Source organism: Streptomyces sp. NPDC045022 (genome assembly GCF_056432605.1).
Genome location: NZ_JBWKIR010000062.1, coordinates 1 through 11,011 on the forward strand (window position 1 = coordinate 1; position 11,011 = coordinate 11,011).

Here is an 11,011-nt window from a genome sequence, read left to right on the forward strand (position 1 = left end):
GTTGCCATGGCTCCGCCATGACGCCCTCCTCCGCCTTGCGATGCACGGCGCCAGGCCCCGCTCCCTGATCCGGCATGATCCAAACGAAAGGCCCTGGCAAGGTCCGACACCCCCCTCGGCGCGCACCGCTCTCAGCCGCTCACGTCCACCGCCGCGCTGCCGGTGCCGCAGGGGACGCGGAGGCGGCGGCCGTGACGACCGGGGTGTGCCGGCCGTCGCCGGCGCGGTGGGGCGAACACCGTGTCGCCGGCCACCACCGCGCGGGGTTCAGCCGGCTCGACGCCCCGGATGCCGTACGACCACGTTCCGCGGGGCCCGCCCCTCGTGCCGGAACCGGGCGCGGGAGGTGCGGTCCTCGGCGTGCTCGGTCCGCACCGCCTTCACCGCGAGCCGGAGCGCCGTGCGCGACCGGGCGAGGTACACCCCGCCCATGCCGCCCGACTCCGGGTGGGCGCGGGACTTCTCACGGGCGTCGCGTACGTCCCCGCGCCCCTCAACGCCCGCTGTCGCTCGGGCCGGCCTCACACCGCCGGGACGCAGCGGCCGTCCTCGGTGCGGTAGGTCCACTTCGCGCCCTCGGTCACCAGCTCCCTGACCGCCGTGACGAACCGCTCCACATGCTCGTCCGGCGTGCCCGCGCCGAAGCTCACGCGGATGGCGTTGAGGGACTTCTCGCCCGGGGCCGCCTCCGGGGCACCGCACTCGCCCTGGGACTGGGGGTCGCTGCCGAGCAGGGTGCGGACGAGCGGGTGGGCGCAGAACAGGCCGTCGCGGACGCCGATGCCGTACTCGGCGGAGAGGGCGGCGGCGAAGTGGGAGCTGTTCCAGCCCTCGACGACGAAGGAGATCACGCCGACGCGCGGGGCGTCGTCGCCGAAGAGGGAGAGGATCCGCACCTCGGGCACCTCGGCGAGGCCCTCGCGGACCGTGCGGACGAGGTGCTGCTCGCGGGCGACGAGGGTGTCCCAGCCGGCCTCGGTGAGGGCCTTGCAGGCGGACGCGATGGAGTAGGCGCCGATGACGTTCGGGGAGCCGGCCTCGTGGCGGGCGGCGCTCTCGTGCCACTCCACGTCCACTCCCCCGTCGGTGCGCCGGGAGACCTTGCGGCTGGCGCCGCCGCCCGCGAGGTACGGCTCGGCCGCCCGCAGCCAGTCGGCGCGGCCGGCCAGGACACCGCAGCCGAACGGGGCGTACAGCTTGTGCCCGGAGAAGGCGACCCAGTCGACGTCCAGGTCACGGATGTCCACCGGGTGGTGCGGGGCGAGCTGGGCGGCGTCGAGGACGATCCGGGCGCCGTGCGCGTGGGCTGCGGCGGCCAGCTCACGCACCGGCCACAGCTCGCCGGTGACGTTGGAGGCACCGGTGACGCAGACCAGGGCCGGCCCGTAGGGGTCGCGGTCGGCGAGGGCCCGCTCCAGGGTCTCGACGGCCTGCCGCGGGGTGCGCGGGGCGTTGAGGTAGGTGACCTTCGCGTCCTGCCAGGGCAGCAGGGAGGCGTGGTGCTCGGTCTCGAAGACGAAGACCTGGCAGTCGGCCGGGAGCGCGCGGGCCAGCAGGTTCAGCGAGTCGGTGGTCGACCGGGTGAAGATCACCTGGTCTTCCTCCCGGCAGCCGAGGAAGCCGGCGACGGTCCTGCGGGCGTTCTCGAACAGGTCGGTGGAGAGCTGGGAGAGGTAGCCGGCACCGCGGTGGACGCTGCCGTAGTACGGGGCGTAGGCGGCGACGTCGTCCCAGACGCGCTGGAGGGCGGGGGCGCTGGCCGCGTAGTCGAGCGCGGCGTAGGTGACTTCGCCGCCCGTCACGAGCGGGACGGTGACATCCCGGCCGAGAACGGGCAGCGCGCCCGAGAGGTCCTGGCAGACGGTCTGGTCGGCGGCAGCGGTGGAGACGGACATGGGTGAACTCCCGTGTGAGCAGGTGGGACTCACCGCGCGAGCGGACAGGGCTCCAGCGCGGATGAGGTGAGAAGGGGTACGCGGAGGCGGGGCTCTGCGGCCCTATCGCATTCGCTTGCTCACGGAAGGCTCCCTCGACGACCAGGACCCCTGGCCCCGCGCTCGGTCAGAAGCGCGCGAGGGGTCCGCGCTTGCCGCAGACCTTGCTGTCCGCGACCTGGTCTTCACCCGGGGCACCCCGCCACGGACGGAGGGTTGCCGGACAGTCAGCCGGGGCCTCATGACTGTCACTCATGACCTGAACAGGAAACTAGCCGAGCGGATCATCGCCGCGCAACCCGTGTCCGGATGGCGGGACGGGGGTGCGGAGGGTTCGGCACCGCCGGACGCCGCCGCCATGGCTGAGCGGCGTCGCGGTGGGCAGAGGGCTACCCCCCCCCGCCCGCCGCGACGGCGCTTCCGCGGACTCGGCCCGCCGGGCGGCGCCGAACTCGCCCGCACCCAGGCCGGCTAGCGATTGCTCGCGGCCACCCACCGCTCCAGCGCCCGCTTCGCCGCGCCGGAGTCGATGGACTCGGCGGCCTTGGCCATGCCGTCCCGGAGCCGGCCGGCGAGCGGGGCGTCGGTCGGCTGGAGGGCCACCAGGGCCGCCGCCGAGTTCAGCAGCACGGCGTCCCGTACCGCGCCCTGCTCGCCGTCCAGCAGGCGGCGGGCGACCTCGGCGTTGTAGGACGGGTCGCCGCCGCGCAGGGCCTCCACGGGCACGAGGTCGATGCCGACGTCACGCGGGTCGAAGGTCTCCTCGCCGACCCTTCCGTCCCGCACGACCCAGACGCGGGACGTGGACGTCGTCGTCAGCTCGTCCAGGCCGTCGTCGCCGCGGAAGACCAGCGAGGAGTTGCCGCGTTCCGCGAGCACGCCGGCGACGATCGGCGCCTCGTGCGCCACCGCCACCCCGACCGCCTGGGCCCGTACCCGCGCCGGATTGGTCAGCGGACCGAGCAGGTTGAACACCGTCCGGATGCCCAGCTGCCCGCGCGCGGCACCCACATGACGCAACGCGGGATGGAACTTCACCGCGAAGCAGAAGGTGATGCCGGCCTCCTCCGCGACCTCCGCCACCCGGCGGGGCGTCAGGTCGAGATTGACGCCCAGCTTCTCCAGGACGTCGGAGGACCCCGAGGCGGAGGACGCGGCGCGATTGCCGTGCTTCACCACCTTCGCGCCCGTACCGGCGACGACCAGCGACGACATCGTGGAGATGTTCACCGTTCTCGCCCCGTCGCCGCCCGTGCCGACGATGTCGACGGTCCGGCCGGGCACCTCGATCACGTTCGCGTGCTCGTACATCGTGCGGACCAGACCGGTGATTTCCTCCACCGTCTGTCCCTTGGCCCGCAGGGCCACCGCGAACCCGGCGATCTGCGCGTCGGTCGCCTCGCCGCGCATGATCCGGTCCATCGCCCACGCGGTCTCGTCGGCGGACAGGTCCCGGCCGTCCAGCAGACCGTTCAGCAGGGCGGGCCAGGAACGGCCCGCCGCGGTGTCGCCTCCAGCGGGGGTCACAGCGCTCATCAGCCGCTCCTAGAACAGATTCCTGCACAGTCGTGCACCACCCTATCCAGCCCGGAGCACAGCGAAGGGCCCCGTCCGTAACGCGGACGGGGCCCTTCAGCGTGGCGTGGCGACGCGGGGATCAGTGGTGGCCGTGGCCGCTCGTGATCTCCTTGTACTCCTCGACGGTCGGCTTCGGGATCTGGTTGTCCTCGCCGTAGTAGGCGGTGGAGAGCTTCGCACGCAGCTTCTCCGAGCCCTTCACCTTGCGCTCGACACCGTTCTCGTCCACCGCCGGGCCGATCTCGGCCGGCTGGTACTGCTCGTGCGCGGTGAGCGTGTGCAGCTGCTCCTGGCTGAGCGGCTCGTGCACCTCGATGAACTCACCGTGCGGCAGCCGCTTGATGATGCCGGTCTCGCGGCCGTGCAGCACCTTGTCGCGGTCGCGGCGCTGCAGACCGAGGCAGATCCGCTTGGTGACGATGAACGCGACGACCGGGCCCACGAAGAAACCGATCCGGACGAACCAGGTGACGGCGTTGATCGACAGGTGGAAGTGCGTGGCCCACAGGTCGTTGCCACCGCCGACCAGGGTGATCATGTAGATCGTCACCCAGGCGACACCGAACGCGGTACGGGTCGGAGCGTTGCGCGGGCGGTCCAGGATGTGGTGCTCGCGCTTGTCGCCGGTGACCCAGGACTCGATGAACGGGTAGACCGCGATCGCCGCCAGGACCAGCGGGAAGAGCACCAGCGGGATGAACACGCCCAGGACGAGCGTGTGACCCCAGAAGTTGATCTCCCAGCCCGGCATGAAGCGGATCAGGCCCTCGGCGAAGCCCATGTACCAGTCGGGCTGGGCGCCGGTCGACACCTGGTCCGGACGGTAGGGGCCCATGGCCCAGATCGGGTTGATCTGCGCGATCGCCGCGATGACCGCGATGGCACCGAAGACCAGGAAGAAGAAGCCTCCGGCCTTGGCCATGTAGACCGGCAGCAGCGGCATGCCGACGACGTTCTTCTCGGACTTTCCGGGGCCCGCGAACTGCGTGTGCTTGTGGTAGAAGACCAGGATCAGGTGGCCGACCACCAGACCGAGCATGATGCCCGGCAGCAGCAGGATGTGGACCGAGTAGAACCGCGCAACGAAGTCGTGGCCGGGGAACTCGCCGCCGAAGAGGAAGTACGACAGGTACGTGCCGACGATCGGCACGGACAGGATCGCGCCCTCCATGAAGCGGACACCGGTGCCGGAGAGCAGGTCGTCCGGGAGCGAGTAACCGGTGAAGCCGGTGAACATGCCCAGGACGAACAGCAGGAAGCCGAACAGCCAGTTGATCTCACGCGGCTTGCGGAACGCCCCGGTGAAGAACACGCGCATCATGTGCACGAACATGCCGGCGAGGAAGATCAGCGCCGCCCAGTGGTGGATCTGCCGGACCAGCAGACCACCGCGCACGTCGAAGGAGATGTGCAGGGTCGAGCTGAACGCCTCGGACATCAGCTGTCCCTGGAGCGGGACGTAGCTGCCGTGGTACTCCACCTCGGTCATCGACGGGTGGAAGAACAGCGTCAGATAGACACCCGTCAGGATGATGATGATGAAGCTGTAGAGGCAGACCTCACCCAACATGAACGACCAGTGGTCGGGGAAGATCTTGCGCATGTTGGACTTGGCCAGGGAGTAGATCCCGAGCCGGCCGTCGGCCCAGTCGGCGATCCGCTCGCCGGCCGGTGCCGTCCCGCGAGAGCGACCCGCCGCGCCGGCGGCAGATGAACTCTTGTCGTTCGGTGCAGTACTCATCCGCGCTCCCAGAATGCAGGACCGACGGGCTCCTCGAAGTCGCCGAGCGCCTGGAGGTAACCCTCACTGTCCACACCGATGCGCAGCTGCGGCAGGGCGTGGCCGGCGGGGCCGAAGATCACTCGGGCACCGTCGGAGAGGTCGAAGGTGGACTGGTGGCACGGGCACAGCACGTGGTGCGTCTGCTGCTCGTACAGCGAGATCGGGCAACCCACGTGGGTGCAGATCTTCGAGTACGCCACGATGCCCTCGTGCGACCAGGCGAGTTCGCGCTTGTCCTTGATGTTGCCCGGCTGGAGCCGGACGATCATCAGGGCCGCCTTGGCGATCTCCGTCTGGAAGTCCTCGGCCGCCTCCTCCAGACCGTCGGGCTTGGCGAAGGTGAGCGAGCCGACGGCGACGTCCTCGGGACGCAGCGGCTGGTTCGTGTTCATGTTGACCAGGCGCTTGCCCTTGGCCCACAGCGTGTGGCGCAGCGAGCTGTGCGGCAGCGGACCGAGGTCGCGCAGCAGCATGACGCCGGAGAGCGGCACCAGGGTGAGCGCGCCGAGCATCGTGTTGCGGATCAGCTTGCGGCGGCCGAGCGCCGACTCCTTGGCACCCAGACGGAAGTCCTCGTGGACCTTCGCCCGGACCTCCGGCGGAGCCTCGATCGCGTGCCGCTCGTCGGCGACCTCCACGTCGGACATCAGGGTGCGGGCCCAGTGGACCGCGCCCGCGCCGATGCAGAACAGCGCCGTGCCGAGGGTCAGACCCAGCGCGAAGTTCAGGGCGCTGAGGTGGCCGATCGGGAAGACGAAGATCGACTTGTCGTGCGGGATCGCGACGTACGCCGCGATGAAGCCGATGGTGGCCAGCATCGACACCGTGAACAGCAGGGCGACCACACGCTCGGACCGCTTGGCGGCCCGTTCGTCGATGTCCTGGATCCGGTGCTCGTGCGGCGGCAGGCCGGGGTCGGAGAACGGGTTCTCCTCGTCCGCGACGCTCACGGCGCCATGCGCGTGGTCCTGCTCAGCGGGCAGGTTCTCTTCTGGAATGTCTTGGCTACTCATGACTTCTTGGCCTTTGCGGTCCGAGCGGCGACCCAGACGGCGACCGCGATCAACGCGCCCAGACCGAAGATCCAGGCGAACAGACCTTCACTGACCGGCCCGAGGCCGCCCAGCTCCATTCCACCAGGATTGTCCGTCTCGCTGCCGTTGACCGCGTGCAGGTACGCGATGATGTCCTTCTTGTTCTTCTCCGACAGGGTGGTGTCGGGGAAGGACGGCATGTTCTGCGGGCCCGTCTGCATGGCCTCGTAGACGTGCTTCGGGGCCACATCTTCCAGGGTGGGCGCGTACTTGCCCTCGGTGAGGGCACCGCCCTTGCCGGTGAAATTGTGGCACTGTGCGCAGTTGGTGCGGAACAGTTCGCCGCCCTTGGCGATGTCCGCGCCTTCCGGACCGTACTGCTGCTTGGTCGGTACGCTCGGGCCGGCGCCCAGCGACGCGATGTACGCGGCGAGCTGGTCGATCTCGCCCTGGGTGTAGGTGACCTTCTTGCGCGGGAGCTGCGCCATCTCGGAGGTCGAGGCCGGCATACGGCCGGTGCCGACCTGGAAGTCGACGGCCGCGGCCCCGACACCGATCAGGCTCGGCCCGTCGGAGGAGCCCTGGCCACCGGTGCCGTGGCAGCTGGCGCAGCCGACCTCGTAGAGCTTCTTGCCCTCCTTGATGGTCAGGGACTGGGAGGTTTCATCGGCCTGCGCCTTGCCCGCGGGCGCGAACGCGGCGTACAGCCCCCCAGTGGCCGCCAGCGCGAGGAGTAGGACGACGACCGCCGCCAGCGGATGGCGTCGTCGTGCGGAGAGCTTTTTCACGGATTACCCCGGTGTCAGGATCTTCTGCGTCGATGCTTCTGGATGTGCGGGAGCGGTCGCCGCTACTTGATCAGGTAGATCGTGGCGAAGAGGCCGATCCAGACGACGTCGACGAAGTGCCAGTAGTAGGACACGACGATGGCGGCGGTCGCCTGCTCGTGCGTGAACCTCTTCGCCGCGTAGGTGCGGCCGAGGACCAGCAGGAAGGCGATGAGCCCGCCCGTCACGTGCAGGCCGTGGAAGCCGGTGGTCAGGTAGAACACCGAGCCGTACGGGTCGGAGGACAGCGAGATGCCGTCCTTCTTCACCAGCTCCGTGTACTCGTAGATCTGACCGCCGATGAAGATCGCACCCATGATGAAGGTGAGGATGAACCAGCCACGGAGCTTCTTCACGTCGCCGCGCTCGGCCGCGAACACGCCGAGCTGGCAGGTGAGGGAGGAGAGCACCAGGATCGTGGTGTTCGTCGCGGAGAAGGGCACGTTGAGCGCGTGCGCCATCTCCTTCCAGTGAGCCGGTCCGGTCACCGACCGGAGGGTGAAGTACATCGCGAAGAGGGCCGCGAAGAACATCAGCTCGGAACTCAGCCAGATGATGGTTCCGACGCTGGTGAGGTTCGGCCGGTTGACCGACGGGTGCGCGTGCCCGGTTTCTACTGTCGTTGCTGTCGCCACGACCGACATTATGTCGGTCGCTTATCCCGCCCTCACCCCGGGGGGTGCCGTTCGGAGTGTTGCTGCCCGCAGAACCGGTGCTGACGTGGTGTTCATGGGAGTAACATCCGCCCAAACGGCCCCGTCCGTCCTGTCCGTACGACGCTGACGTCCCGGAGGAACAATGCAGCCGACCGCCACGGTGCTGGTCTACAGCGACGACTCCAACACCCGCGAACAAGTACGGCTGGCCACCGGGCGCCGACCCGCTCCGGACGTGCCCCAGGTCGAGTTCCTGGAGTGCGCGACGCCCGCGGCGGTGCTGAGCGAGCTGGACAAGGGCGGCATCGACGTCTGTGTGCTCGACGGCGAGGCCGTGCCCATGGGCGGCATGGGGGTGTGCCGGCAGATCAAGGACGAGGTGTTCAACTGCCCGCCGGTGCTCCTGCTCATGGGCCGGCCCCAGGACGCGTGGCTGGCCACCTGGAGCCGGGCCGACGCGGCTGTGACCCTGCCGGTGGATCCGGTGGAGTTCGCCGCCGCACTGGCCTCCCTGCTCCGTCAGAAGAGGTTGCTGAGCGCCTAGGAGCCCGGGGCGCGGGGTCCGTGCGCGGCTCTCGCCGTGCGTGGCTCGCCGCGCCCACGCGGCGCGGCCGCACGTCGATGCCGCCCCGCGCCCCTGAGGGGCGCTCACACGGCCGTCGGCTGGAGTCTCACCGCGTCTCCCGGCGCCGGGCCGTCCGGGGTGCCGTTGATCAGCGCGCTGCCCGTGCGCCACTTCTTCCAGTCGACGTTCCAGTCGCCGAAGCCGTTGCCGAAGGGCTCCATGGGGTCGCCGTCGGAGTTGACGACCTTGACGATGTCGCCCTGGTGGACGTTGTCGAAGAACCACTCGGCGTTGGACGTGCTCATGCCGGTGCAGCCGTGGCTGACGTTCGCATAGCCCTGGGAGCCGACGGACCATGGGGCGGCGTGGACGTACTCGCCGGACCAGGTGACCCGGGTGGCGTAGTAGACCGGCAGGTCGTAGGAGTCGGAGCTGCCCTCGGCGATGCCGACGGTGGCGCCGCGCATCCGTACGAAGTACTGCTTCTCCAGTACGACCTTGACACCGTTGCGGGTCTCGAAACCGGGCTTGCCGGTGGTGACGGGGATCTGCTCGACCTGCTGGCCGTTCTTGTAGAACGTGAGCTGGTGCGCGGAGGCGTCCGTGACGACCTCGATCCGGTCACCCGTGGTGATCTTCAGCGCTTTGGACTTGCCGCCCCACAGCCGGTCGCCGATCTTGACGCCGTCCAGGTTGCTGTGCACCTGGATGGTGGCGTGGCTGGGCCAGTACTCCTTGGGGCGGTAGTGGAGTTCCTTGTCGCTCACCCAGTACCAGGAGCCCGGCACGGCCGGCACGGAGTCCACTCTGAGGGCACGCTCCACGACGGCCCGCTGTGCCTTGTCCTTGATCTCCTGGCCGAGTTGGGCCGTGATGGGCTGCCCGACGCCGTACTGGCCCGCGTTCGGCCCGAACGTGACGGTCAGGCGCTTCTTGCTCGTGGGCTTGCTGGTGTCGAAGGTGAGGACCTTGCGGCCGGGCGCGCCGTCCTCGTCCTCGGTGCTCACCGTGACCGTGTAGTGGGCGTTGGCGGCCAGCGGGGAGGTGCTGTGCCACCGGCTGCCGTCGGCGGCGAGTTCGCCCGCCACATAGCGCCCTGTGGAGTCCTGGGCGGTGACGTCGGTGATCCGGCCCTCACCGCTCTTGGCGGTGACCTCGAGGGGCTTGTCCGGGTCGGCCCGCTTCTCTGCACCGGTGGGGCCGTTGAAGGAGATCAGGCCCGCTGCGTCGTACGGCCTGGCCGACAGGGGGTTGCCGTCCGAACCGCAAGCGGTGACGCCCGCGCCGAGGGCGGTCACCAGCAGGGTGCAGCTGACGACGGTGCGGGTCCGCGGAGTGTGGTTCATGCGATCACGCTATGAGCTGCTGACCGCACCGGCACGGCGGGTAACTCGTACGAGCGATCGGCACTACTGCAAAGGACGGACACACCGGGTGCGTCCGCAAACACGGGAGCCCGGACCCTCCTGAGGAAGGGTCCGGGCTCCCGGCGCGTGCGCTCGCGTGCTACTGGGTGCGGTTCTCACCGTGGTAGTACTCGAACACCCAGCCGAACAGGCCGATCATGATGATCGGCGCCGCGAAGTAGATCAGCCACCAGCCGACCGCGATGCTGAGGAAGGCGATCGCACCGCCGACACCGAGCATGAGCGGCTGCCAGCTGTGCGGGCTGAAGAAGCCCAGCTCGCCCGCGTCGTCCGCGACGTCGGCCTCCTTGTCGTCCTGAGCACCCGCGTCGACCCGCCGGGCGGTGAAGCCCAGGTAGAAGCCGATCATGATGGACAGGCCGAAGGCCAGGAAGAGTGCGGTGGTACCTGCCGGCTCCTTCGACCACACGCCATACACGATGGCCATGGTCAGGATGAAGAAGCTCAGCCAGATGAACATCCGGCCCTGGATCTTCACTTGCCGGCCTCCTTGCTGCCCGCGATGGCGGTGCCGTGACCGCTGTGCTCAAGCTGCTCGAGCGCGGCGATCTCGGGGTGGTGCAGGTCGAACGCCGGGGATTCGCTGCGGATCCGCGGCAGGGTGAGGAAGTTGTGCCGGGGCGGCGGGCAGGAGGTCGCCCACTCGAGCGAGCGGCCGTAGCCCCACGGGTCGTCCACGCCGACCGGCTTGCCGTACTTGGCCGTCTTCCACACGTTGTAGAGGAACGGCAGGATCGACAGACCGAGCAGGAACGAGCTGATCGTCGAGATCGTGTTCAGGGCGGTGAAGCCGTCGGCCGCCAGGTAGTCCGCGTAACGACGCGGCATGCCCTCGGCACCCAGCCAGTGCTGGACCAGGAAGGTGCCGTGGAAGCCCACGAACAGCGTCCAGAACGTGATCTTGCCCAGGCGCTCGTCCAGCATCTTGCCCGTCATCTTCGGCCACCAGAAGTGGAACCCGGCGAACATCGCGAAGACGACCGTACCGAACACCACGTAGTGGAAGTGCGCCACCACGAAGTACGAGTCCGAGACGTGGAAGTCCATCGGCGGCGAGGCCAGGATGACACCGGTGAGACCACCGAAGGTGAAGGTGATCAGGAAGCCGACCGCCCAGAGCATCGGCGTCTCGAAGGACAACGAGCCCTTCCACATCGTGCCGATCCAGTTGAAGAACTTCACACCGGTCGGGACCGCGATCAGGAAG

Annotated in this window: 11 protein-coding genes and 1 riboswitch; of the genes, 1 reads left to right on the forward strand and 10 read right to left on the reverse strand. The window is 69.2% G+C overall.

Annotation, left to right across the window (positions count from 1 at the left end; translation table 11 throughout):
* Positions 1-267 precede the first annotated feature (267 nt).
* The 7 genes from AC07C1_RS40750 to ctaE all read right to left on the reverse strand — a co-directional run bounded on the left by AC07C1_RS40750 (position 268) and on the right by ctaE (position 7,800).
* Positions 268-432, reverse strand: a complete 165-nt coding sequence (locus AC07C1_RS40750) for a hypothetical protein (RefSeq protein ID WP_478947161.1) — start codon at positions 430-432, stop codon at positions 268-270.
* 89 nt (positions 433-521) lie between these two features.
* Positions 522-1,895 (reverse strand): aminotransferase class V-fold PLP-dependent enzyme, encoded by a 1,374-nt coding sequence (locus tag AC07C1_RS40755; RefSeq protein ID WP_478947162.1) that lies wholly within the window; start codon positions 1,893-1,895, stop codon positions 522-524.
* A gap of 182 nt (positions 1,896-2,077) precedes the next feature.
* Positions 2,078-2,194: riboswitch (SAM riboswitch) on the reverse strand.
* 211 nt (positions 2,195-2,405) lie between these two features.
* A complete protein-coding gene (gene trpD, locus AC07C1_RS40760; protein ID WP_478947163.1) occupies positions 2,406-3,470 on the reverse strand; it encodes an anthranilate phosphoribosyltransferase in 1,065 nt (354 codons plus the stop codon).
* Positions 3,471-3,591: 121 nt separating this feature from the next.
* Positions 3,592-5,253 carry a cytochrome bc1 complex cytochrome b subunit gene (gene qcrB / locus AC07C1_RS40765; RefSeq protein ID WP_478947164.1) on the reverse strand — a complete coding sequence of 554 codons (1,662 nt, stop codon included), beginning with the start codon at positions 5,251-5,253 and terminating at the stop codon, positions 3,592-3,594.
* Positions 5,250-6,308, reverse strand: coding sequence for a cytochrome bc1 complex Rieske iron-sulfur subunit (qcrA, locus tag AC07C1_RS40770; protein WP_478947165.1), 1,059 nt, complete (start codon positions 6,306-6,308; stop codon positions 5,250-5,252). Before qcrA ends, qcrB begins: the two co-directional genes overlap by 4 nt.
* Positions 6,305-7,117 carry a cytochrome bc1 complex diheme cytochrome c subunit gene (qcrC, locus tag AC07C1_RS40775; RefSeq protein ID WP_478947166.1) on the reverse strand — a complete coding sequence of 271 codons (813 nt, stop codon included), beginning with the start codon at positions 7,115-7,117 and terminating at the stop codon, positions 6,305-6,307. Before qcrC ends, qcrA begins: the two co-directional genes overlap by 4 nt.
* A 62-nt stretch (positions 7,118-7,179) precedes the next feature.
* Entirely contained in the window at positions 7,180-7,800 is a 621-nt protein-coding gene (gene ctaE / locus AC07C1_RS40780) for an aa3-type cytochrome oxidase subunit III (protein WP_301974529.1), read from the reverse strand.
* A 154-nt stretch (positions 7,801-7,954) separates the two neighbouring features.
* On the opposite strand from ctaE, the gene AC07C1_RS40785 reads away from it, so the two are divergent.
* Positions 7,955-8,356, forward strand: a complete 402-nt coding sequence (locus tag AC07C1_RS40785) for a response regulator (protein ID WP_478947167.1) — start codon at positions 7,955-7,957, stop codon at positions 8,354-8,356.
* 104 nt (positions 8,357-8,460) lie between these two features.
* On the opposite strand, the gene AC07C1_RS40790 is transcribed toward AC07C1_RS40785, so the two are convergent.
* The 3 genes from AC07C1_RS40790 to AC07C1_RS40800 all read right to left on the reverse strand — a co-directional run.
* Positions 8,461-9,723, reverse strand: coding sequence for a L,D-transpeptidase (locus tag AC07C1_RS40790; RefSeq protein WP_478947168.1), 1,263 nt, complete (start codon positions 9,721-9,723; stop codon positions 8,461-8,463).
* A gap of 160 nt (positions 9,724-9,883) precedes the next feature.
* Entirely contained in the window at positions 9,884-10,282 is a 399-nt protein-coding gene (locus tag AC07C1_RS40795; RefSeq protein ID WP_478947169.1) for a cytochrome c oxidase subunit 4, read from the reverse strand.
* On the reverse strand, positions 10,279-11,011 hold a 733-nt coding region (locus AC07C1_RS40800; protein WP_478947170.1), incomplete at its 5' end, for a cytochrome c oxidase subunit I. The genes AC07C1_RS40800 and AC07C1_RS40795, both read right to left, overlap by 4 nt.

Coding starts and splice junctions, on each gene's coding strand:
- ctaE (WP_301974529.1), bottom strand. CDS start 7,800: ATGTCGGTCGTGGCGACAGCAACGACAGTAGAAACCGGGCACGCGCAC.
- AC07C1_RS40755 (WP_478947162.1), bottom strand. CDS start 1,895: ATGTCCGTCTCCACCGCTGCCGCCGACCAGACCGTCTGCCAGGACCTC.
- AC07C1_RS40790 (WP_478947168.1), bottom strand. CDS start 9,723: ATGAACCACACTCCGCGGACCCGCACCGTCGTCAGCTGCACCCTGCTG.
- AC07C1_RS40785 (WP_478947167.1), top strand. CDS start 7,955: ATGCAGCCGACCGCCACGGTGCTGGTCTACAGCGACGACTCCAACACC.
- qcrA (WP_478947165.1), bottom strand. CDS start 6,308: ATGAGTAGCCAAGACATTCCAGAAGAGAACCTGCCCGCTGAGCAGGAC.
- AC07C1_RS40750 (WP_478947161.1), bottom strand. CDS start 432: ATGGGCGGGGTGTACCTCGCCCGGTCGCGCACGGCGCTCCGGCTCGCG.
- trpD (WP_478947163.1), bottom strand. CDS start 3,470: ATGAGCGCTGTGACCCCCGCTGGAGGCGACACCGCGGCGGGCCGTTCC.
- qcrB (WP_478947164.1), bottom strand. CDS start 5,253: ATGAGTACTGCACCGAACGACAAGAGTTCATCTGCCGCCGGCGCGGCG.